Source organism: Actinomadura rudentiformis (assembly GCF_008923185.1).
Taxonomy (GTDB): Bacteria; Actinomycetota; Actinomycetes; order Streptosporangiales; family Streptosporangiaceae; genus Spirillospora; species Spirillospora rudentiformis.
In genome coordinates, this window is the sequence record NZ_WBMT01000027.1 from 42,509 (window position 1) to 65,174 (window position 22,666).

At 71.5% G+C, this 22,666-nt stretch carries 21 protein-coding genes; 15 read left to right on the plus strand and 6 right to left on the minus strand.

Annotation, left to right across the window (positions count from 1 at the left end; translation table 11 throughout):
* Positions 1 to 2 precede the first annotated feature (2 nt).
* From F8566_RS42755 to F8566_RS42770, 4 genes are read left to right on the plus strand one after another with little or no spacing between them, the layout of a single operon-like run.
* Entirely contained in the window at positions 3 to 929 is a 927-nt protein-coding gene (locus F8566_RS42755; protein ID WP_151568921.1) for an ABC transporter permease, read from the plus strand.
* Positions 922 to 1,914 carry an ABC transporter permease gene (locus F8566_RS42760; RefSeq protein ID WP_225994035.1) on the plus strand — a complete coding sequence of 331 codons (993 nt, stop codon included), beginning with the start codon at positions 922 to 924 and terminating at the stop codon, positions 1,912 to 1,914. The genes F8566_RS42755 and F8566_RS42760 overlap by 8 nt, the downstream gene beginning before the upstream one ends.
* A 2-nt stretch (positions 1,915 to 1,916) precedes the next feature.
* A complete protein-coding gene (locus tag F8566_RS42765; protein ID WP_151568923.1) occupies positions 1,917 to 2,987 on the plus strand; it encodes an ABC transporter ATP-binding protein in 1,071 nt (356 codons plus the stop codon).
* Positions 2,968 to 3,993 carry an ABC transporter ATP-binding protein gene (locus F8566_RS42770; RefSeq protein ID WP_151568925.1) on the plus strand — a complete coding sequence of 342 codons (1,026 nt, stop codon included), beginning with the start codon at positions 2,968 to 2,970 and terminating at the stop codon, positions 3,991 to 3,993. The genes F8566_RS42765 and F8566_RS42770 overlap by 20 nt, the downstream gene beginning before the upstream one ends.
* Positions 3,994 to 3,996: 3 nt before the next feature.
* Here F8566_RS42770 and F8566_RS42775 read toward each other — a convergent pair whose 3' ends face one another.
* Entirely contained in the window at positions 3,997 to 5,169 is a 1,173-nt protein-coding gene (locus F8566_RS42775; RefSeq protein ID WP_151568927.1) for an ROK family protein, read from the minus strand.
* A 116-nt stretch (positions 5,170 to 5,285) separates the two neighbouring features.
* Between F8566_RS42775 and F8566_RS42780 the strand changes: the two genes are divergently transcribed.
* From F8566_RS42780 to F8566_RS42815, 8 genes are all read left to right on the plus strand, one after another.
* Positions 5,286 to 6,029, plus strand: a complete 744-nt coding sequence (locus tag F8566_RS42780) for an amino acid ABC transporter ATP-binding protein (protein ID WP_151568929.1) — start codon at positions 5,286 to 5,288, stop codon at positions 6,027 to 6,029.
* A 30-nt stretch (positions 6,030 to 6,059) separates the two neighbouring features.
* Entirely contained in the window at positions 6,060 to 7,046 is a 987-nt protein-coding gene (locus F8566_RS42785) for a glutamate ABC transporter substrate-binding protein (RefSeq protein ID WP_151568931.1), read from the plus strand.
* Positions 7,047 to 7,096: 50 nt separating this feature from the next.
* Positions 7,097 to 7,741, plus strand: coding sequence for an amino acid ABC transporter permease (locus F8566_RS42790; RefSeq protein ID WP_151568932.1), 645 nt, complete (start codon positions 7,097 to 7,099; stop codon positions 7,739 to 7,741).
* Complete coding sequence (locus tag F8566_RS42795) at positions 7,738 to 8,616, plus strand: amino acid ABC transporter permease (RefSeq protein ID WP_151568934.1); 879 nt, start codon at positions 7,738 to 7,740, stop codon at positions 8,614 to 8,616. Before F8566_RS42790 ends, F8566_RS42795 begins: the two co-directional genes overlap by 4 nt.
* The gene (locus F8566_RS42800) at positions 8,525 to 9,499 is read left to right on the plus strand and encodes an asparaginase (RefSeq protein ID WP_151568936.1); all 975 of its coding nucleotides are present in this window, start codon (positions 8,525 to 8,527) and stop codon (positions 9,497 to 9,499) included. Before F8566_RS42795 ends, F8566_RS42800 begins: the two co-directional genes overlap by 92 nt.
* Complete coding sequence (locus F8566_RS42805; protein WP_151568938.1) at positions 9,496 to 10,245, plus strand: copper homeostasis protein CutC; 750 nt, start codon at positions 9,496 to 9,498, stop codon at positions 10,243 to 10,245. Before F8566_RS42800 ends, F8566_RS42805 begins: the two co-directional genes overlap by 4 nt.
* A 4-nt stretch (positions 10,246 to 10,249) precedes the next feature.
* Positions 10,250 to 11,110, plus strand: a complete 861-nt coding sequence (locus tag F8566_RS42810; protein WP_151568940.1) for a spermidine synthase — start codon at positions 10,250 to 10,252, stop codon at positions 11,108 to 11,110.
* A gap of 261 nt (positions 11,111 to 11,371) precedes the next feature.
* Positions 11,372 to 13,348 carry an ATP-binding SpoIIE family protein phosphatase gene (locus F8566_RS42815; RefSeq protein ID WP_151568941.1) on the plus strand — a complete coding sequence of 659 codons (1,977 nt, stop codon included), beginning with the start codon at positions 11,372 to 11,374 and terminating at the stop codon, positions 13,346 to 13,348.
* Between the two features lie 4 nt (positions 13,349 to 13,352).
* Here the strand turns inward: F8566_RS42815 and F8566_RS42820 are convergent, their stop codons facing one another.
* The 5 genes from F8566_RS42820 to F8566_RS42840 all read right to left on the minus strand — a co-directional run bounded on the left by F8566_RS42820 (position 13,353) and on the right by F8566_RS42840 (position 19,443).
* Positions 13,353 to 14,510 carry a hypothetical protein gene (locus F8566_RS42820; RefSeq protein WP_151568943.1) on the minus strand — a complete coding sequence of 386 codons (1,158 nt, stop codon included), beginning with the start codon at positions 14,508 to 14,510 and terminating at the stop codon, positions 13,353 to 13,355.
* A gap of 213 nt (positions 14,511 to 14,723) precedes the next feature.
* Positions 14,724 to 15,197: a peptidase inhibitor family I36 protein gene (locus F8566_RS42825; protein ID WP_151568945.1), complete on the minus strand. Its 474-nt coding sequence runs from the start codon at positions 15,195 to 15,197 to the stop codon at positions 14,724 to 14,726.
* Positions 15,198 to 15,286: 89 nt separating this feature from the next.
* Entirely contained in the window at positions 15,287 to 16,117 is an 831-nt protein-coding gene (locus F8566_RS42830; RefSeq protein WP_151568947.1) for a DUF4253 domain-containing protein, read from the minus strand.
* Positions 16,118 to 16,255: 138 nt separating this feature from the next.
* Positions 16,256 to 18,706, minus strand: coding sequence for an FtsX-like permease family protein (locus F8566_RS42835; protein ID WP_192810151.1), 2,451 nt, complete (start codon positions 18,704 to 18,706; stop codon positions 16,256 to 16,258).
* The gene (locus tag F8566_RS42840) at positions 18,703 to 19,443 is read right to left on the minus strand and encodes an ABC transporter ATP-binding protein (protein ID WP_225994036.1); all 741 of its coding nucleotides are present in this window, start codon (positions 19,441 to 19,443) and stop codon (positions 18,703 to 18,705) included. The genes F8566_RS42835 and F8566_RS42840 overlap by 4 nt, the downstream gene beginning before the upstream one ends.
* Before the next feature lie 169 nt (positions 19,444 to 19,612).
* Between F8566_RS42840 and F8566_RS42845 the strand changes: the two genes are divergently transcribed.
* From F8566_RS42845 to F8566_RS42855, 3 genes are read left to right on the plus strand one after another with little or no spacing between them, the layout of a single operon-like run.
* The gene (locus F8566_RS42845; RefSeq protein WP_225994037.1) at positions 19,613 to 20,875 is read left to right on the plus strand and encodes a sensor histidine kinase; all 1,263 of its coding nucleotides are present in this window, start codon (positions 19,613 to 19,615) and stop codon (positions 20,873 to 20,875) included.
* A complete protein-coding gene (locus F8566_RS42850; RefSeq protein ID WP_151568951.1) occupies positions 20,863 to 21,498 on the plus strand; it encodes a response regulator in 636 nt (211 codons plus the stop codon). The genes F8566_RS42845 and F8566_RS42850 overlap by 13 nt, the downstream gene beginning before the upstream one ends.
* A 43-nt stretch (positions 21,499 to 21,541) precedes the next feature.
* Entirely contained in the window at positions 21,542 to 22,567 is a 1,026-nt protein-coding gene (locus F8566_RS42855) for a WGR domain-containing protein (protein ID WP_151568953.1), read from the plus strand.
* Positions 22,568 to 22,666 lie beyond the last annotated feature (99 nt).

The window sequence follows — 22,666 nt, forward strand, 5'->3', positions numbered from 1 at the left end:
GTATGTGGCGTTTCATCGCACGGCGGCTGCTCCAGGCGATCCCGGTCTTCCTGGGCACCACGTTCCTGATCTACGCCATGGTGTTCGCGCTGCCGGGCGATCCGATCCAGGCGCTGGCGGGGGAGAAGCCGCTGCCCCCGGCGGTGGTCAACGCCCTGCGCGAGCACTACAACCTGAACGACCCGCTGCTGGTGCAGTACGTGAAGTACCTCGGCGGACTCCTCCAGGGCGACCTGGGGGAGACGTTCGACGGCCAGGCCGTGTCCGACGTGCTCAGCGGGCGCTGGACGGTGACGGCGCAGCTCGCGTTGACGGCCTGGCTGTTCGAACTGGTCATCGGGATCGGGCTCGGGGTGTGGGCGGGGCTGCGGCGCGGCAGCCTCGCCGACACCCTCGTCCTCGGCGGCACGACGCTCGTCATCGCGGTGCCGGTGTTCGTCCTCGGCTACACCGCGCAGATCGTCCTCGGGCTGAATCTCGGGCTCTTCCCGACCGCGGGCACCGAGGACGGCTGGCCCTTGAGCTACCTCTTGCCCGGCATGGTGCTCGGCTCGCTGGGCCTGTCGTACGTGGCGCGGCTGACCAGGACGAGCATCGCGGAGAACCTGCGCGCCGACTACGTCCGCACCGCCTACGCCAAAGGCCTGACCAAGGTGCGCGTCGTGGGCAGGCACACACTGCGCAACTCGCTGATCCCGGTGATCACCTATCTCGGCGTGGACTTCGGCACGCTGATGGGCGGCGCCGTGGTCACCGAGGGCATCTTCAACCTGCCGGGCATCGGCCAGCAGGTGTTCCAGTCGATCCAGCTCAAGGAGGGCCCGGTGGTGGTGGGGGCTTCCACGCTCCTGGTGCTCGTCTTCCTGGTGGTCAACCTCGCCGTCGACCTGCTGTACGGCGTGCTCGACCCGAGGATCCGCCGTGACTGAACCGACGAAGGCCGAACGGAACGCGGAGGCCGAACTGAGAGCGACGGCCGAGCTGAGCGCGACGGCCGAACCGGCGACGGCGGCTGGGGCGGCGACGACGGCGGCGGTCGCGGAGGCGGGCGGGCTCGTCTCCGGCCAGTCGGCTTCGCTCTGGGGTGACGCTTGGCGTGACCTACGGCGTCGCTGGATCTTCTGGATCTCAGCGGCGATCCTCCTGGCGGTCACGGTGCTGGCGCTGGCGCCGGGACTGTTCACCGACATCGGCGAGAACGAGAACTGCGATCCCAACCTGTCCAAGCAGGGGCCTGCCGGCGGCCACCGGTTCGGCACCGACCTGGCGGGCTGCGACTACTACGCGCACGTCGTGCACGGCGCCTGGCCGACGCTGCTGATCGGGGTCTCGGTCACCCTGTTCGCCCTGCTCATCGCGGTGGTCTTCGGGATGATCGGGGGCTACTACGGCGGCGTGTGGGACGGGCTCATCGCGCGGATCACCGACATCTTCTTCGGGCTGCCGTTCGTGCTGGGCGCGACGGTCATCCTGGTCGCCTTCCCCGACCACGGCATCGGGGCGATGACGCTCGTCCTGGTGCTGCTCGGCTGGACGACCATGATCCGGATCATGCGGGGCCAGGTCATCGCGGTGAAGGACGCCGACTACGTGCAGGCGGCGCGCCTGCTGGGAGCGTCTGACCTGCGCATCATGCGCAAGCACATCCTGCCGAACGCGATCGCCCCGGTGATCGTGGTGGCGACGCTGAACGTGGGCAACGTGATCGCGGGGGAGGCGACGCTGGACTTCCTCGGCGTCGGCCTGCAGTACCCGGAGGTGTCGTGGGGCCTGCAGCTCAACCAGGCGCAGTCCTACTTCGTCGACCATCCGCATCTGCTGGTGTTCCCGGCGCTGTTCCTGTCGGCGACCGTGCTGAGCTTCCTGATGCTCGGCGACGCCGTCCGCGACGCCCTCGACCCGAAACTGCGGTGACCATGGAGCCGACGAAGGACGAGTTGACGAAGAACAAGGCAAAGAACAAGGCGGAGGACGGGGCGCCGCTGCTGGAAGTGGAGGACCTCCACGTCCGGTTCAAAGTGCGGGGCCGGAACGTGCACGCGGTCAACGGGCTCTCCTACACGCTCGCGGAGGGGGAGACGGTCGCGATCCTCGGCGAGTCGGGGTCGGGCAAGAGCGTGGCCGCGCAGGCCGTGATGGGCATCCTCGACACCCCGCCCGCCGAGATCACCCGGGGCGCCGTGCGGCTGCGCGGCGAGGAGTTGCTCGGCCTGCCCGAACGCCGCCGCCGGACCTATCGCGGTGACCGCATCTCCATGATCTTCCAGGACGCGCTGAGCGCGCTGAACCCGGTCTTCACGGTCGGCGACCAGATCTGCGAGATGTACGAGGTGCACCGCGGGATGCGGCGCAAGGACGCCAAGGCCAAGGCGGTCGAGCTGATGGAGCGGGTGCGCATCCCGTCCGCCCGGCAGCGCCTGGGCGACTACCCGCACCAGTTCTCCGGCGGCATGCGCCAGCGCATCATGATCGCCATGGCGCTGGCGCTGGAGCCCGACGTGCTCATCGCCGACGAGCCGACCACCGCGCTCGACGTGACCGTGCAGGCGCAGATCATGCGGCTGCTCGCCGACCTGCAGGACGAGCTGCGGATGGGGCTGGTGCTCATCACGCACGACCTCGGCGTGGTGGCGGGCGTCGCGGACCGGATCGTCGTCATGTACGCGGGCACGGTCGCCGAACAGGCCCCGGCGCGGGAGCTGTACGCCCGGCCTGCGCACCCGTACACGGTCGGCCTGCTCGCCTCCGTGCCGAGGCTCGACCGGAGGTCCGGGCCGCTCGTGCCCATCAAGGGCGCGCCGCCCAATCCGGCCGCCCTGCCGCCCGGCTGCCCGTTCCAGCCGCGCTGCCCCCGGGCGGAGGCGATCTGCTCGGAGGAGCGGCCGCCGCTCATCCAGGTCGGCACGGCCGGGCACCGGGCCGCCTGCCATTTCGCCGAGGAGGTGTACGGTGCCGGATCCGACGCCAATGCCGACTCAGACGGCTGAGGAGCGGCCGATCCTTGAGGTCGAGCGCCTGGTGAAGCACTACCCGGTCACCCAGGGCGTGCTGTTCAAGCGCGAGGTCGGCCGGGTGAAGGCCGTGGACGGCGTGGACCTGGAACTGCGCCGCGGCGAGACGCTGGGCGTCGTGGGGGAGTCGGGCTGTGGCAAGTCCACCCTGGCCCGGCTCCTGCTGGCGGCGGAGAAGCCGACAGCGGGCAGTGTCCGCTTCGAGGGCCGCGACATCTTCGCGCTGTCACGCCGCGACCTGCGCGCGTTGCGCCGCCGCATCCAGATGGTGCTCCAGGACCCGTACTCCTCGCTCAACCCGCGCATGACGGTCGGCGACATCGTGGGCGAGCCGTTCGACATCCACCCCGAGGTGGCGCCCAAGGGTGAACGGCGCGGCCGGGTCAAGGAACTCCTCGAAGTCGTCGGTCTCGATCCCGACCACGTCAACCGCTACCCGCACCAGTTCTCCGGGGGCCAGCGCCAGCGCGTCGGCATCGCCCGTGCCCTGGCGCTGCGGCCCGACGTCATCGTGTGCGACGAGCCCGTGTCGGCCCTTGACGTCTCCGTTCAGGCCCAGGTCATGAACCTGCTCTCCGATCTGCAGAACGAGTTCGGCCTGGCATACGTCTTCATCGCCCACGACCTCGCCGCCGTCCGGCACATCTCCGACCGCGTGGCCGTGATGTACCTCGGCAAGGTCGTCGAGATCGGCGACGAGGAGCAGATCTACGAGCACCCGACCCATCCGTACACCCAGGCTCTGCTGTCGGCCGTGCCCGTGCCGGACCCGGACTCGCGGGGCTGGCGAGACCAGATCACGCTGGAGGGCGAGCCGCCGTCACCGATCGACCCGCCGTCCGGCTGCCGCTTCCGGACGCGCTGCTGGAAGGCCCAGGACGTGTGCGCCGAGGAGGAGCCCGCCCTGACCGAACGGGACGGATCAGCGCATCCGAGTGCCTGCCACTTCGCCGCGGAGGTGGAAGACACCGTCACCACATGAGAATCACTGCTTGACGGCGGCCTCGATCCACTCGTTCGACAGGGGCGAGTCCAGGAGCAGGTGGCCGGCGCCGAGGATGCTGGCGTCGCGGCCGGTCCGGGACGTGACGATCTCCAGGTTGCGGGTGGCCAGCGGCAGGCAGCGTTCGTAGATGACGCCGCGGATGGTCGAGATGAGCGGCTCGGCGTTGGACATGCTGCCGCCGATGACCAGCGCGTCGGGGTTGAAGAAGTTGACGAGGGCGGTGAGCACGTCGCCGATGAGCCGCCCGGCGTTGCGGACGGCGCTGGTGGCCTGCGGGACCCCGTTGGTGACCAGGTCGACGATGTCGGCCGGGTGGTCGACGGTGATGCCCTGCCCGGCGAGCGCGGCGGCGAGCGCCGCGCCGCTGGCGTGCGCCTCCAGGCAGTCGGGGTGTCCGCACGAGCAGTCGACGGTCGCCTCGGACAGGATGCGCACGTGGCTGATGTCGCCCGCGGCGCCCCGGCCCCGGTGAAGGCGCCCCTCGGCGATGACTCCGCAGCCGATGCCGCTGCCGAGCTTGAGCACCATGAGGTTGTCGAGCCCGGGCCAGGAGTGCCGGTGCTCGCCGACCGCCATGAGGTTGGCGTCGTTCTCGACGAGTGCGGGCAGGCCCGAGCGTTCGGTCACGTAGTCGCGCGCGGGGAAGTCGTTCCAGCCGGGCATGCGTGACGGCGAGACCACCTGGCCGGTCGCCGGATCGACCGGACCGGGAAGCCCCACACCGATGCCGCGCACCGGCAGGTCGGCCAGGCCCAGCTCGTCCTGCAGGTCGCGGGCCAGGACGCGCAGGTGCCCGATGACCGAGTCGAGGGTGCTCTCGGGGCCGACGGCGATCTCGCAGGCCAGTTCCGACAACGCCAGCGGGGTGCCCGCGAGGTCGACGATGGCCAGGCGGGCGTGATGGGCGCCGAGGTCGGCGACGAAGAACACGCCTGCCTCGCGGGCGAGCCGCAGCCGCCGGGGCCGCCGCCCGCCGCGTGACGCGCCCGCGCCCTCCTCGGCGAACAGCTGCGCGTCGATGAGCTCCTCGACCCTGAGCGAGACGCTGGACGGGGCCAACCCGGAGAGCCGGGCGAGGTCCGCTCGCGACTCGGCCTGGCCGGTGGCCACGAGCCGGACGAGCGCCGCCGGTCCGTCGTCTCTGATGCGCATCCCAGATGAATAGCACGAACTTACTTTGCCCAGCAATGTATTGACTTGGTCCGATTTTGGGCTCTATCTTCCTCACTACCTTCGATATCGAAGAAAGTTAGGGCGCTGGAGACCAAATGATTGAGGTTCGCGGTCTGAACAAGCGGTTCGGCGATTCGCGCCCTACCTCCGTGCACGCCCTCCGTGACGTCGACCTCGACGTGGCCAAGGGCGAGGTCGTGGTCGTGATCGGCCCGTCCGGGTCCGGCAAGTCGACGCTCTGCCGCTGCCTCAACCGGCTGGAGAACCCGACGTCGGGAGAGATCCGCATCGACGGGCGGCCACTTCCGGCCGAAGGGCGCGAGCTCGCCCGGCTGCGGGCCGACGTCGGCATGGTCTTCCAGTCGTTCAACCTCTTCCAGCACAAGACCGTGCTGGACAACCTGACGCTCGCGCCGATGAAGGTGCGCGGCGTGGGCCGTGCCGAGGCGGAACGCACCGCGCACGAGCTCCTCGACCGCGTCGGCATCGGCGAGCAGGCCGCCAAGCTCCCCGCCCAGCTGTCGGGGGGACAGCAGCAGCGCGCGGCGATCGCCCGGGCACTGGCCATGCGCCCGAAGGCGATGCTCTTCGACGAGCCCACCTCGGCGCTCGACCCCGAGATGGTCGGCGAGGTGCTGGACGTCATGACCTCACTGGCCCGCGACGGCATGACGATGGTCGTGGTCACCCACGAGATGGGCTTCGCCCGCAAGGTCGCCGACCGGGTCGTGTTCATGGCCGACGGCGAGGTCGTCGAGACCGGCACGCCCGAGGCGTTCTTCGACTCACCCGCCACCGACCGGGCCCGGGACTTCCTGGCCAAGGTTCTCAGCCACTGATTCAGGGCTGTTCCAGAAAGGTTGTTGATCATGGTGCGAACCCTCCCGGGTCTGCGGCGTCCCGCTCCGCGGCGTCCTGCTCTTCGAGGAGCCGCTCTGCGGCATGCCGGGGTGGCCGCGGCCGCCGCGCTGTCGCTGGCGGGCCTCGCGGCCTGCTCCAGCGACGACTCGACCTCCTCAGCCGTGCCCGGCGCCGCCACCGGCGGTGACAAGGAGGACCTCACGGCCTCGGCGCCGGTCGCCACGAACATCCCGGCCGGCTCCACGATGGACAAGATCAAGAAGCGCGGCCGGCTCATTGTCGGCGGCTCGCTCGACGCGCCGCTGCTGTCCCAGCAGAACCCGGCGACCAAGAAGGTCGAGGGACTGGACGCCGACTTCGGCCGGCTGCTGGCCAAGTACATCATCGGCAAGCCCGAGGTGAAGATCGTCAACTCGGCGTCCGAGACGCGCGAGGCGCTGCTGTCGAACGGGACCGTCGACGTCGTCTTCCAGACCTACAGCATCACCCCCGAGCGTGCGAAGCAGGTCGCCTTCGCCGGGCCGTACTACAGTTCCGGCCTGGTCATCGCCACCAAGAAGGGCGAGACCGGCATCCTCAAGCCCGAGGACCTGAAGGGCAAGACCGTCATCGCGGGTGCCAACACCCCGGCGATCCCGGCCATCAAGAAGGCCGCGCCGGACGCCAAGATCGTCACGTTCGGCAGTGACCCCGAGTGCGTGCAGGCGCTCAAGCAGGGGCGGGGCCAGGCCTACGTGCAGGACGAGGCGGTGCTGCTCGCCACCGCCAAGCAGGACCCGACCATCCAGATCCAGGGCAAGCCGTTCACCAGCGACCCGTACGGCATCGGCCTCAAGCACGGCGACGCGCAGATGAAGCAGTTCGTCAACGAGTGGCTGAAGAACATCGAGGCGTCCGGCCTGTGGGCCAAGGTCTGGAAGAACTCGATCGGCACGGTCGTGCAGGGCGAGGCGCCCCAGCCGCCCGCCATCGGCTCGGCGCCCGGCTCCGAGTAAGGGCCCGGCAGGCGACAGGTACAGGCTTGTAAAGGCTGGTAGGGAACTGGATGGACGTCATCACCCGGCATCTCGGCGAGTTCGGCGACGGGCTGCTGATCACCGTGGAGCTCACCCTGCTCTCGCTGGCGGGCGCGCTCGTGGCCGGTGTCATCGTGGCCGCGATGCGCGTCAGCCCGGTGGCCGCGCTGCGCGCCGCGGGCACCGCCTACGTGGAGACCCTGCAGAACATCCCGCTCTTGGTGTGGCTCGTGCTGGCCGTCTTCGGCCTGCCCGAGATCGGGGTGATGGCTGGCCTGTTCACCACCGCCGTGATCGTGATCTCGCTCTACCAGGGCGCGTACATGGCGGAGGCGGTGCGGTCGGGCATCAACGCCGTGCCGGTGGGGCAGGGTGAGGCGGCCCGCGCGCTCGGCCTGACCTTCACCCAGTCGCTCCGCATGGTGATCCTGCCGCAGGCGCTGCGCACGGTGGTCCAGCCGCTCGGCAACATCGCGATCATGACGATCATGAACACCGCGCTGGCGGCGGCGGTCGGCGTCGTCGAGCTGACCGCCGCGGCCAACCGGGTCAACCTGGCCGAGGCGCAGCCCATCTGGATCTTCGTGACGGCGGGCCTGCTGTACATGGCGTTGTCCGCGTGCGCCGGGCTGACCACCGGCGCCCTCGAACGGAAGCTGGCGATCCTGCGATGAGCGCCGCGAGGGTGTTGTTCGACGAACCCGGCCCGCGCGCCCGCCGCCGGATCCGGGTCGCGACCGTGCTGACGGTCCTGGCCGGGCTCGCGCTGCTCGGGCTGGCCCTGCGGCAGTTCGCCGACAACGGGCAGCTCGCGGCCGACCGCTGGCGCCCGTACGGCACTTGGCCGATGTGGCGGTACCTGCTGGACGGGCTGAAGTCGACCGCGTTCGCGGCGGTCGTGGCGATCGCGCTGTCGATGGCGGCGGGCATCGTGCTCGCGCTCGGCCGCCTGTCGCCCAGCCGGTGGGTGCGTCTGCCGTCCGCCGCGTACGTCGAGGTCGTACGGACCATCCCGGCGCTGCTGCTGGTGTACGTGGTGCTGTTCGCGCTGCCGAAGTACGGGCTCGACATGCCGCTGTTCTGGAAGCTCGTCGTGCCGCTGTCGGTGTCCAACGCCGCCGCGTTCGCCGAGATCTTCCGGGCGGGCATCCAGTCGGTCGAGCGCGGGCAGCTGGAGGCGGGTCTCGCGGTCGGCCTCACCCGCGGCCGGGCCATGCGGATGATCGTGCTGCCGCAGGCGGCGCGGCGGGTGCTGCCGTCGCTGATCAGCCAGTCCGTCGGACTGGTCAAGGACACCTCGCTCGGCTTCGTCGTCAGCTATGCCGAGCTGCTCTACAGCGGCAAGGTGCTCGCCAACTACAACCACTTGCTCATCCAGACCTACCTGGTCATCGCGCTGGTCTACCTGGTGATCAACGCGACGCTGTCGAAGGTCGCCCGCACTGTGGAGGAACGCAATGCCGGTCGAGTACGAGGTGCTGGCCGAGGTCGTGCGCAACGGCTTCGTGGAGAGCGTGCACTACGGGAGCGTGTCGGGGCTGGCGCCTGACGGCAGCCTCGCCCATGCGCGCGGCGACGTGCATGGAACCGTGCTCCCGCGTTCCACGACCAAGCCGTTCCAGGCGCTCGCGTGCCTGACGGCGGACGCGCCGCTCACCGGCGACCGGCTCGCGATCGCGGCGGGCAGTCACACCGGTGAGGACTTCCATGTGAAGACCGTTGCCGCGATCCTCGCCGACGCGGGGCTCGGTTTCGACGCGCTGCAGTGCCCCGCGACCCCGCCCGAGGACGAGCGTACGCGCGCGGCGCTCATTCGCGACGGCGAGCCCGACGAGTCGCGCGAACGCATGAACTGCTCAGGCAAGCACGCCGCGATGCTCGCTGCGTGCGTCGTCAACGACTGGCCGGTGGAGACCTACCTCGACCCGAACCATCCGCTCCAGCAGGGTGTCCGCACCACGATGGCCGACGCCGCGGGAGAACGGCCCGCGCCCGTCGCCGTGGACGGCTGCGGCGCCCCGCTCTTCGGTCTCACCCTGACGGGGCTGGCGCGCGCCGCGCAGTCCCTCGTCCTCGCCAAGAACGGCCCCTACCGCGCGGTGGCCGACGCGATGCGCGAGTACCCCGAGTACGTCGGCGGCACCGGCCACCTCAACACAGAGCTCATGAAGGCCCTGCCCGGCTCCGTCGTCAAGGGCGGCGCGGAGGGCGTCCTCATCGCCGCCACCGCCGAAGGCCACGCCGTCGCCGTCAAGGTCATCGATGGCAGTCCCCGCGCCACCACCGCCATCGCCGTCCACGCCCTCGCCGCTCTCGGCGCGGCCGTCACCCCGGCCGCCGCCGAGCTGGCCGCCGTGCCCATCCTCGGTGGCGGCCGTGTCGTGGGCGAGATCCGTACAACCGAATCCGTACGACAGAAGGGAAGTAAGTGAGCCTCACCTACGAGATCTGCATCGACAGCGTCGAGGGCGCGATCGCCGCCGAACAGGCGGGCGCCGACCGGGTGGAGCTGTGCGCCGCGCTGTTCGACGGCGGCATCACCCCGAGCCTCGGCACGGTCCGCGCCGCCGTCGCGGCGGTCTCGTCGATCCGCGTGCACGTCATCATCCGTCCGCGCGGCGGTGACTTCATCTTCGACGCCCACGAGGTGGACGCGATGGAGCACGACGTGGCCCTCGCCCGCGAGGCGGGTGCCCATGGCGTGGTGATCGGCGCGCTGACCCCCGAGGGTGAGGTCGACCGCGCGGTCACCACCCGTCTCCTCAAGGCCGCCGGGGGCCTCCCCGTCACGTTCCACCGCGCCTTCGACATGGCGGCCGATCCCTTCACGGCACTCGAGACCCTGATCGACCTCGGCGTCGACCGGGTCCTCACCTCCGGTCAGGAAGTGAGCGTGCTCGAAGGGGCCCCGCTCATCGCCGAGCTCGTCCGCCGCGCGGGCGACCGCATCGTCGTCATGCCGGGCGGCGGCGTGACCGAACGCAACGTGGCGCGCATCGTCAACGAGACCGGAGTCAAAGAGATCCACTTCGCCGCCCTCACCGAGGCCGACAGCCCCGCCGTCCACCGCAACCCGCACCCGTTCATGGGCGGCGAGCTGCGCCGCCCCGAGTACCAGCGCCTCGTCACCACCGGCGCGGGGATCACCTCGGTGATCGCGGCCAGCCGACTAAACTGAACCCATGGGGCGTAAGGGGCAGCGGGAGCCGCAGGCGGATCGCTACCCGATCGTCAACGGCGAAGCCGAGCTCCTGCGCGACGCCGACCGCGACGGCGGCTGGGTGCTGTGCGTGGGCGGGGTGCCCCAGTCCTACGTGGACCTGGCCGACCCCACCTACCTCGACTTCGAGTACATGCGCCTCATGGGCGACGTGATCGACTGCCTGGGCCTCGACCACGAGCCCGTCGACGCCGTGCACATCGGCGGTGCGGCCTGCACCCTGCCCCGCTACATCGCCGCGACCCGGCCCGGCTCCCGCCAGGTCGTCCTCGAACCCGACGGCCGGCTGGTCCAGCTCGTCCGCGAGCAGCTGCCCGTCAAGAACGTGCCCGGGCTCAAGATCCGCATCGTGGACGGCCGGGCCGGCATCGCCGCCCTGGCCGACGCCGCCGACGACCTCGCGGTCCTCGACGCGTTCGCCGAGGCCTCGATGCCGGTCGAGCTCGCCACCCAGGAGTTCGCCTACGACGTGGCCCGCGTGCTGCGCCCCGGCGGCGTCTACCTGATCAACGTCGCGGACGGCTTCCGCCTGCCGTTCGCGCGACGCATGGCCGCCACCGTCCGCTCGGTCTTCCCCCACACCCTCGTGCTGGCCGAGCCCGGCGTCCTGCGCGGCCGCCGCTTCGGCAACCTCATCATCGCCGCCTCCCGGACGCCCCTGCCCACCGCGCAGCTCACCCGCCGGGCCGCCGGCGGCCTCGTCCAGGCCCGCCTCATCGAGGGCGGCGACCTCACCGCCTTCATCGCGGGCGCCGCCCCCATGCACGACGGCGACGCGATCGAAACTCCCGTCCCGCCACCCCAGGTCTTCGGCCGCCCCTGACTCCTGGGCCGGCAGAATCGAATTCCACCTGGATATCGCCGGTGTTCTCCCGGATTCCCGAAACTCTGTGCGACCAGTGGACCTCCGCGCACCGTTCTCGGGCGCGCTCGGCGAGCAGCTCTTCGATTCGGCCCTGCGGAATGCCCCCATGGGACTGGCCTGACGATGGCGACCTTGTTCATGCCCGTATCTGCCGCATCGCGACGGCAAATGCCCCATAATCGAGCGATGGAGTCCTCCACCCGAATTCTGATTGTCGGCATGGATTCGTCGGGGAAAATACTCCAGTTCGACCGCAACGCCGCGGCAGTTCTTGCCAGAAATCCTGATGATCTGTGCGGCGCTCCGTTCGGCGACATGATCGTCGGAGGGGCTGACGGCGCACTGGAGCGTCTCCTGGCGGCGGTGGCCGCCGGGCGCGAGACCTCGGCCATGCTCGCGATCGAGACGGGGGAGGGCACGACCCACGACGCCGTCATCACCGTGCATCCGATGAGCGGCGGCGACCCCGACCTGTCGGCGCTGGCCGTCATCCGCGTCCCGGTGCCGCTGCCCGACCGGTTCCTCGACCCGGCGGTCATCCGCCGCGCGCTGCTCGAGGACTCGCTGCCGCGCATCGGCGCGACGCTCGACCTCGACCAGCTGGCCCGCGGGCTCATGGACATCCTCGTCCCGCACTTCTGCAACGCGGGCGGGCTGCTCCTGCTGGAGAGCCTGGTGGCCGCCGACGAGTCGCCCGAGCAGCCGCAGGACGGATCGCACGTGCTGCGGCGCATGGCGGTCTCCTTCGACGACGGCGACCAGGCGTGGGACGCGGCGTTCCCGACCGGCGAGGTGCTGACCTACCCGCCCGGCACCCCGTACGTGCAGTGCATGGACGGCGGGCGCCCGGTCCTCGCCCGGCTCGCCGACGAGGGCGCGGCCCGCATCGCCGAGGCGTGGCGCCGCCCGCCGGTCGCCGAGCTGCTCAAGGGCGCGTCGATGCTGCTCCTGCCGATCATCGCCGACGGCGCGACGCTCGGTTTCTTCGTCTGCACGCGCAGCGTCGCGCACCGCCCGTTCGACGCGTACGACATCGACATCGGCATGGAGTTCGCCTCGCGCGCCGCACGTTTCATCGAGAGCGCGCGCCGGTACGGACGGGAGCGCGCGACCGCGCTCACGCTGCAGCGCAGCCTGCTGCCGACCGACCTGTCGGCGCCGGCGACGGTCGAGGTGCACCACCGTTACCTGCCCGGCGGCCGGCTCATCGAGGTCGGCGGCGACTGGTACGAGTCGATCGCGCTGCCGGGCGGGCGGGTGGTCCTGGTCGTCGGCGACGTGGCCGGGCACGGCGTGCGCGCGGCGGTGACCATGGGCCGGCTGCGCACCGCGATCCATACGCTGGCCGGGCTCGACCTGCCGCCCGCCGAGGCATTGGAGCGCCTCGACCTGCTGATGCGGACGCTCGGCGAGCGCGAGCCGCACTTCGCCACCTGCGCCTACGTGGTGTACGACGCCGTCAGCGGGCGCTGCGAGGCCGCCAGTGCCGGGCACCTGCCGCCGCTCATGGTGCTGCCCGGCGGCGAGGCCACGTACCTCGACGTGCCGCCGGCGCCTCCGCTGGGCGTGGGCGAGGGGCCGATCGTCAGCCGCGAGTTCACCGTCGAGGACGGCGCCCTGCTGGTGCTCTACACCGACGGCCTGGTGGAGAACCGCTCGCGCGACATCGACGACGGGCTGGCCCGCCTGCGCCGCACGTTCGGCGACGGCGCCGCCGCCCGGCCGCTGGAGGAGCTGTGCCAGGCCGCGCTCGACGGCGTGTACGACGACCAGCACCGGGACGACATCGCGATGCTCGTGGCGCGCCTGCGCCGCATCCCGGCCGACGACCACGTCACCTGGGACCTGCCCGCCGATCCCGCGGCGGCGCGGCGCGCCCGCGGGCTGATCCGCGACCGGCTCGACCGCTGGGGCCTGGGCGAGCTGTCCGACTCCGCCACGCTGCTGGCCTCGGAGCTGGTGACCAACGCGATCCGGCACGCGGACGGGCAGATCACCCTGCGGCTGGTCCGCGAGGAAGGGCTCGTGCTGGAGGTCTTCGACGGCACCGACGGCCGCCCGCGGATCCGCCGCTGCGAGGACGGCATGGCCGAGTCCGGGCGGGGCCTGCACGTGGTCGGCCGGCTGGCGCGCCGCTGGGGCGTCCGCCGGACCGGCGAGGGCAAGGCCGTCTGGTGCGAGCTCGAACGTCTGTGATCGGTCAGCGCAGCACCGAGATGTGCAGGTGGTCGAAGTGGTTCTGCGTCAGGCTGCCGCGGTTCTCCATCTTGCGCCAGCCGGGGAACCTGATGTTCCAGATGTGCTGCTTCCAGATCACATAGGAGATGCCCAGGCGCCGGGCGTTGCTGATCGCGTACTGGGCGACCTGGTCGCCGTGGCGCTGCGCGCTGGCGCTCGGCATCCGGCCCGTGGTGGTCTCCATGAAGTCGCAGGCGCGGCCGAGCGCGTGGTCCTGCGGGTCGCCGGTGTTGCGGAAGCAGCCGATGACGGGGAACGCCCCGAACATGCCGTCGAGCTCCGTCACCACCTTGCTCATCGTCGGCGTCATCATGTTGCCGGTGATGGTCGACCGGTTGCCGGTGACGCCGTCGGGGCGGCCGCTCACCTGCGGCTGCCGGCGCAGGCCGGCCGGCGTGACCGGCGACGTCTGCGGCGCGATGGGAGCGATCTTCGTGCCGCGCGGGAGGATGCGCTTGAGCGCCTTCGACAGCTTCTTGCGGTCGGCCTTGGGGGCGCTGATCACCAGCCCGTTGCCGTCCGGCATGCCCAGGGTGCGCGCCTGGGTCCGGGACACCACCGCGTCGACGTCGCTGATCCCCATCGAGGCGTACGCGGAGATCCGCACCTGGCCGGGCTTGGCGGTGCTGCCCGCCTGCACGACGCCGCCGAGCGGCAGCGTGCCCTCCCGGCTCAGCGTGAACGACACGGCCAGCCCACCGGTCGCGACGGTGCGCCAGAGCTGGTCGGACTCGGCGGACTGCTTGGGCGCGAACGCGCGGAACGCGGACGGGTCCACGCCGAGTAGCCCGACCCGCCGCCCGCCGACCTGGGCGCGGGCCGCGTCGACGACCGTGACCCCGGCGACGCCCTTGATACGGCGCGTGCGCTCCACCACCGTGGGCGGCAGCGAGCCGGTCCCGGCGATCAGCAGGCTGGGCTGGAGGCGCCGGGTGAGCGGTGCGACCGCCGGGACACCCATGGCCTCTCCCGAGACCGAGACGAGCTCGCCGGGATCGGCCTTGGCGGGTCCGTCCGGTTCGCCCTGCCGGTCGAGGATGATCATGGTGACGTCGCCGATCAGGGTGGCGAGCAGGGCGGTGCCGATGACCACCGGGAGCACCCGGCCGCCGGGCAGCACGCGGCGCTCCCTCGTCCTGGCCCTGATCCGCACCTGGCTGCCGTCCCCTCATGGCCTGCCGTCCGGAGGCGGGCGCCTCCGATCTTCCCCTGCCGCGAAATATTAGACAGGAGTGGAACAACTGGCCACCCGAGCATCCATTGAACACCGCTTGCTGAGCGCTGAGGCCCGCCGGGCTGGCATCCGGCGGGCCTCAGCGGTCAGGGGGTGGCGCTAGCACTTCCAGACCCACTTGTGGGAGTCGATGCCGCTGTAGATGATGGGCTGGTCCTTCTTGGGGCCCCACGTCCACCGGTGGACATGGACCCATCCCTTTCTGGACTTCACCATGCGTGTCAGGTTCCAGGCGTGGCCGGGCTTGATGCAGGCCCAGCTGCCCTTCCCGCCGGCCTTGTCGTAGACGCGGACGTGGGCGGCGCCCGCTCCCTTCTTGCCGTTGTTGTAGATGGCGTTGGCGCGGTGGCGGGTGCCGTCCGCGCACTTGCCGCTCCAGTTCCAGCCGTCGCTCCACCACTTGCAATCGGGCTTGTCGGCGAACCTCTGGGCGGAGGTGTTGGACCAGGCGCAGAAGTAGCCGCGCTTGCAGTCCTTCATGGCGGCCTGCGCCGGCGCGCCGGCGGCCACGCTGCCGGCGGCCGTCGCGGCCGCGACCGCGGCGACGGCGCCGATCGTGCGAAGTCGTGCCATGGTGCCCCTTCCTTGGACGGATCAGTCGGAACGACCGTAGGAGGGGGCGCTATCGCGTCGTTATCAAGCCGTTAATCCCGGTCAAGCGGTCAGTCCCACCAGAACGACCAGTGGGTCTTGCCGCGGATCTCCTCGGCGTAGCCACCGAGGGTGCCGGGGCCCTGGAAGAGGATGTCGGGGCAGAACGCCCAGTGCTCGGCGGCGACGTGCAGGGCGTGGCGGGCGCTGACGGGTGGTGAGGCGACGCTCAGCTCCAGGGTGTTGAAGCCCATCGCGACGACGCGGGCCCCGAACCGGTCCTCCCAGCCGCGGACCACGGCGGCGAGCGGCGCCGTCCACTCGTTGTGGTTGAGCGCGCCCTGCCATCCCATGGCGGCGAGGACGTCGGCGCTGCGCTCGACCGCGACGAGGCCGAGGGAGAGCCCGCGGGGGGCGAGGGCGCGGGCGTGGCGGTCGGCCACGGCGCCCGGGTCGTCCAGCGAGGCGCCGCGCTGCGCCGGGCCGGGGCAGTCGCGGCCGAACGGCGCCAGGTCGTCGTGGTCCTCGTCAGCGGTCTGCTCCGCCCAGTCGGCCCAGACCTCGGACATGAACGCGCTGGGGAGGTAGTTGTCGATGTCGGTGACCGGTTCGGGCGCGATCTGCCCCGCGGCCCACGGCTGGTCGGTCTCGTCCAGCAGCACCGGCCACAGCCCGGACCGCGGGTGCGCCGCGCGGAGCGCCGCCCACAGCTCGCCGGTGACCGGTTCGTCGCTCAGCCAGAACGCCGGGCGCAGCAGGATCTGGCGCTGCGGGTAGCCGGGGTCCGGCCAGACCACGTCCCCGGCGGGCAGCGCCACGTCCAGCGCCCGCTCGACCTGGTCGTCAGCGAACAGCTGGGGCAGGTTGCCCGGCAGGGACCGCCGGAGCTCGAGGTCGTCCATTTCCGCCGTTCCGGTACACATCAGTGCCAACAGGGATCTTGGCACTCCGGAGATGTTAACGGCGCAAGGCACGGTCAGGGGACGGGGCCGCAGGGTTCGGTCGGCCTCACCTGTAGAGGTACTTGGCGTCTCTCGCTTTCAGCTGGATTCTGGACTCCGGCGCACCATCGGCCGGGCGGGCAGGAGCATCGCGGCGGCACCGGGGCCGGCCACGAGCAGGAGGATCGCCGCGAAGGTCAGCGGCGGTACGGCGGGCAGCGGCAGGCCCGTGACGGCGGTGGCGAACGCCAGCAGCGTGACTCCGGCGATCAGGGTTCCGACGGCCAGCCCGACGCCGAGCATGATGGCCGCCTCCAGCCGGAGCATCCGCAGTACCTGGCGGCGGGTCGCGCCCACCAGGCGGAGCAGGGCGAGTTCGCGGCGCCGGGAGGCGGTCGCGAGTGCCAGCGTCGTCACCAGTCCGATGACGATGAACCCGCAGATGGCCAGCACCACCACGTAGCTCATGAAGCCTTGCAGCCGGAGCTCCTCGGACTGTTGCGCGCCGAAGGCGTCCTGCGTGATGACCCCGGCTCCGGCGTGGCGGGCGAGGGCGGGGCGCAGATCCGCGTCGCCCCGTACGAGGATGTGGTCGTCCAGGGGCGTCGTGGTGTGCGCGGCGACCGTGGCGCGGGGGAGGAGCACGTCACCGAACCCCAGGCCGCGCTCGTAGATCGCCACGACCCGGGCCTTGATCGGGGTGCCGTCTCCGAGCCAGAAGTTCTGCTCCTGACCCAGCCGGATGCCTTCGGCGACGCTCTCGCTGAGCGCGACGGTGCCGGGGCCGCGGAGGTCGGCGAGAGAGCCCTTCGTCACGCCCGGGTCCATCGTCTGCGTGATCCCCTCGGGGCTGACGCCCTTGGCGGAGAGCGAGCGGAGGTTGTTCTCCGCGAGTTCCCTGACGGACATCACGACGGTGGTCTGCTTGACGGCGGTCGCGGCCCGCACGCCGGGAGTGCTCCGCACGGCGTCGAGCACGCCGGAGGGCAGTCCCGGACCCTTCGGCACGACGATCCGGTCCGCGCGCGCCCCTTCGGCCGCCTGCACCTCCGTCGCGCGGACGGACGTCGACTGCGCGAAGAGTTGCACCCCGGCGAACGCGACCGCCAGCGCGACCGGCGTGATGACCGAGCCGAGCCGCAGCGCCGCCGCGCCGATGTTGATGTCCGCGAGCCGCCCGGCCACGGGTGCCGCGGCGCGCAGGACCCGGCCGAACACGCGCCCGCCGCGCCGCGCGATGAGCGGGGAGAGGAGCGCGGTCGCCACGATCAGCGTGATCACCAGCCCGCCGATCGAGGCGGCGGCGGCCGATCCGCTCGCCAGCGTCGAGACGCCGAGCGCGTTCACCCCCAGGACGAGGAACACCACACCCGTGACGACCCGCCAGCGAGGCAGCGAGCCCGACTCGACGGCCGCCTCGCCGAGCGCCTCGACCGGCCGGATGCGGGTGGCGCGGAGCGAGGCGAAGAACGCCGAGAGGATCGCTGTCAGCAGGCTGATGAGCAGTGCGGCCAGCGCGGGCAGCGGGCTGAGCGACAGCCCGAAACCGTCCGGGAGCACGTCCCTGGCCACCATGGCCCGGTGCATCGCGGCGCCGAGCGCCAGTGCGAGCAGGCCGCCGAGCAGCCCTGCGGGCAGGGCCGTCCGGAGCGTCTCCCGCATGATCCGGCCACGGACCTGCCAGGGCGTGGCGCCGACGGCGCGCAGCAACGCGAACTCGCGGCCGCGTTCCCGGATCGACAGGGCGATCAGACCCCCGACGACCACCAGCGCCGTCATCACGGCGACCGCGCCGAACGAGGCGGCCATATCGATCATGTCGGGGCGTGCGGCCCGCACGGTCAGGTCCTCGGCGTCTCCCCGCGCGGCGCCCGTCTTCACCATGAGTCCCGGGGCGGCCTTCTTCAGCGCGGCGGTGTCCACGCGTCCACCGGCGATCACCGCCAGCGCGTCCGCCTGCCCGGGGTGACCGCTCAGCGCCGCCGCTGCCTGCGGTGCGAAGAACGCGCCGGGCGGACCGCCCGCCTTGACCAGCCCGGTGACCCGGAACGGCTGGGGAGCACCGGTCGTCTGGAGCCCGATCACACTGCCCGCCGCCACTCGCGCGCGAGCCGCCGTGACGGTGTCGAGCACGACCTCGTCCGGCGCCTGCGGGGCACGGCCGGACCCCTGCTCGTAGGAGTGGAGCGCCGCCGAATCCCAGCCATGGCCGGTGACCGTCACGCCCGACGCCGTCAGCACGGGAAACGACACGTCCGCGATGACCGCCCGCACACCCGGCACGGCTCGCAGGCGCTCGGCAGCCGCGAGCGGGACGCGGGCGCGTTCGGTCAGCGGCCGCGTCTGCTTCTCCGGTTCCGACCCGGCCCGCTTCTGCCGGACCGAGACCGACTGCTCACCGGTGACGACCGCCGCGGCCGCCTCGTACCGGTCCACCGGCGCGTGCGCCCGCAGCGCGGACTCCAGAAGCACGCCGCACGAACCGACCAGCGCGGCGGCGAACACCAACGCCACGAACACGCCCGCCAGGGCGCCCTTCGGCGGCTTCACAAGATCTCCCAGTGGGCCATCACGGTGGTGGGGGTGGGGTCGGCGAGCTCGGCGACGATCTCGCCGTCCCGCAGGAAGAGCACCGAGTCGGCCCATGCGGCCGCCATCGGGTCATGCGTCACCAGCACCACGGTCTGCCCGGTCTGGTCCGCCGCCTCGCGGAGCAAGCCCAGCACGTCACGCGCCGAACGCGGGTCGAGGGCTCCCGTGGGCTCGTCCGCGAACACGACCTCGGGCCTGGTGATGAGGGCTCGCGCGACGGCCGCCCGCTGTTGCTGCCCACCGGACAGCTCGGACGGCCGGTGCCGGAGCCGGTCCGTGAGCCCGACGCGTCCCACGACCTCGGCGAGCCACCGTGGATCGGCGCGCGCGCCGCTGAGATGGAGCGGGAGGGTGATGTTCTGCTCGACGTCCATGGACGGGATCAGGTTGAACGACTGGAACACGAACCCGATCCGTTCGCGCCGCAGCCGGGTCCGCTTGGCCTCGCTGAGGCGGCCGATGTCGGTGCCGCCGATCAGGACCGAGCCGGAGGTCGGGCGGTCGAGGCCGGACGCGCAGTGCAGGAACGTGCTCTTGCCCGAGCCGGACGGCCCCATGACGGCCGTGAAGCCGCCGCGCGGGAACGCCCTGGAGACGCCGCGCAGCGCCGTCACCGAGCCGTACGACCGGGTGACCTCCTCCATCCGCACCGCATAGGCCGTCGCCTCAGCCGCCTGCGACATCAATGTCGTCATGTTCCCTCTCGCTCTCGACCGTTCTCTCACCTGGTCGAACGTAGGGTCCGGAGACGGTCGGCCACATGGGCTCGCACCCCCGGATCGGAGGTGTAGCCAGCTACACCACGAGCCGGGGAGCGGGTGCCATTCCGGCGGGTCTGAACGGTCCCCTAACGTGAGCTGCGATATGGGACTAGAGAAGGCCATGAAGTACGCGCTGAGACGCAGCAGGGACGCCACCACCTTCCTGGCAGGCGGCCTGCGCACCGCGCTTCCCGCGCTCCTCGGCACCTGCCTTCTTCCGCTCGTGGCGTTCCTGTCGATCCTGGTGATCGCCATTCCCTGGCTGCCGGAGGTCGCCCGCCCGCTGCGGGCCCTGACCAGTGCCGAACGGCGCAGGGTGGCCCGGGTGCTGGGCCACGAGATCCCCGAGCCTTATGCGCCGCCGCGCGGCACGTCGTTCGAGCAGGGCTTCGCGCTCCTGCGCACGCCCTCCACCTGGCGTGACCTGGCGTGGATGGTCCTGCACGGCTACGGCGGGCTGCTCGCGGGGGTGATGGCCGTCGCGCTGTGGCCGTCGATCCTTTTCTCGCTGTCCCTGCCGCTGTGGTGGTGGGCGGCGCCGGAAGGCTCGCAGTCGGCGTTCATCGTCCTGGACAGCTGGCACAAGGCGCTGACCATGCCGTTCTTGCAGGCCGGCATCAACATCCTGGCCCTGTGGTGGCTGGTGCCGCGGTTGGCACGGTGGCAGGCGTGGATCGCCGCCAAGCTGCTCGGGCCGACCCGCGGGGTCAGCCTCGCCGAACGGGTCGAACAGCTGACCGAGACGCGGGCGGAGGCACTGGAGGCCCACGGCGCCGAGCTGCGCCGCATCGAACGCGATCTGCACGACGGCACGCAGGCCCAGCTGGTCTCGGTCGCGCTGCGGCTCGGCCTCGCCGACCGGCGGTTCGACGCCGATCCGGGGGCCGCCCGCGCGCTGTTCCTGGAGGCCAGGGAGGGGATCGAGGACGCCCTGACCCAGCTGCGCACCGTCATCCGGGGCATCTACCCGCCGATCCTGTCCGACCGCGGCCTGCCCGGTGCCGTCCGCGCCCTCGCCGCCGGGCAGCACATCCCGATCACCGTGGAGATCGAGCTGGAGGTCGGCGGGACGGAACGCCGCGTCCCGGCGGCGGTGGAGGCGGCCGCCTACTTCGTCGTCGCCGAGGCCCTGACCAACATCGCCAAGCACAGCGGCGCCGCCGCGGCCCAGGTGACACTGCGCCGGGACGGTGACCGGCTGCGGATCATCGTGCGGGACGATGGGAAGGGCGGCGCGGATCCGGCCCGCGGCAGCGGGCTGGCCGGGATCCGCCGCCGGGTCGCCGCGCTGGACGGCGACACCCGGGTCGACAGCCCCGTCGGCGCGGGAACGACACTCGAGGTGGAGCTGCCGTGCGGATCGTGATCGCGGAGGACAACGCCCTGCTGCGCGAGGGGCTGGTCCTGCTGCTGACGAGCGACGGGCACGAGGTCGTCGCCGTCGCCGACACCGGTCCGGAGATCGTGCCCGCCCTGCTGGCGCACCGGCCCGACGTGGCCGTCCTCGACGTCCGGCTCCCGCCGGGCTTCCGCGACGAGGGCCTGCGGGCCGCGATCGAGGCGCGCAAGGCGCTGCCCGACCTGCCGGTGCTCGTCCTCTCCCAGTACGTGGAGGAGACGTACGCGACCGAGCTCCTGGCGGGCGGTGCCCAGGGCATCGGCTACCTCCTCAAGGACAGGGTCGGCCGCGTCGAGGAGTTCCTGGACGCGCTGCAACGCGTCGCCGCCGGCGGCACCGCACTCGACCCGGAGGTGGTCTCCCAGCTCATGACACGCCGTTCACCGCTGCAGGGGCTCACCCCGCGCGAGCGCGAGGTGCTCGCGCTCATGGCGCAGGGCCACGACAACGCCACCATCGCCAAGACCCTCGTCATCACGGAGCGGTCCGTCAGCAAGCACATCGGGAGCATCTTCCTGAAGCTCGACCTGCCGCCCAGCGACAGCGGCCACCGCCGCGTGCTCGCCGTGCTGGCCTACCTGAACGCCTGAAACGGCTTTTTCGGCGCCGCCGCCTGTGGAAAGGTGTGGCGGCATGTCGGAATGGCGAACTTTCGAGAAGCGCACCGGTGGCATGGTGCGGTGCTGGCAGATCCGCCGCGAGGGCATCCGCTGCTACATGGGATGGGGCGTGGTGGGCGGCGTCATGCGGGGGTCGAGCATGACCCTGGACGACGAGGCCCATGCCGAACGCCATTTCAAACGAAAGATCAGCGAGAAGCGGCGCCAGGGGTACGTCGAGGTCGCCGGTGACCCGCCAAGCCGGCCGCCGGCGGAGCCCGGCGACGCCAAGCTCCTCGACGTGATGCGCACACAGACGGAGAACAGGCGGGCCGGATCCTGGGAGGAGGTATGGGCCGCCCACGAGCCCGTACCCGGGCATGAAGGGGCGTACGTCAGGCACTTCCCGTTCGAGGGCGGTCCCGGGCCGTTCCGCGAGTACCTCGTCCTCGTCGACGACGGGCGCAAGGGCCTGCGGTTCATCGTCAAGGACCCGGGGTACGACGCCGGCGCCGTCTCGGCGTTCCTGGACTTCGTGACGCCCCGCTGGCACCTGTTGTTCGACGGGACGTCGCATCACAAGGTCCGGCTGGACGCCCCGATCGGCCCGTTCAGCCACGTGCTGTTCTGCGGGCCCTCGCTGTGCCGCGGCTCCGACTACGGGGGCCGAGCCGGGAGGGTCTTCCCCATCCACGACTGCGAGATCGCCGACGCCGACACCGAGACGTTCGTCGAAGCCCGCACGCAGGGCCGGTCGAGAGAGACGATCGCCACCAGCACCTGGGACCGGGAGCCGTTCCCGGTGACCGACCTGCGCTACGACCTGCAGAGCACGGTCGGGACGTTCGAGAGGCCCAAGCGCTCCTACCTGCGCCAGAAGAAGTTCAAGACCGGCACCAGGAAATTCCTGGAGGACATCCTGCCGCTGCTGATCGAGTCGACCCCGGAGAGCTTCGTCGAGGTGCGGTCGTTCCGCGGCGACGTCATGGCGGTGACCCGCCGGGACCTGACCCCCGACACCCTCCCGGCCATAGACCGGTTCGTGCGCGGGCTCAGCTGACGCGTCCAGATGCGGCCACCCACGGTGGAGCCGGTTGGAAAGCGCTCTCTTGCGCGTTCGTCGCGACGCCGAGATCATCCAGGCTGACCTCCACCCCAG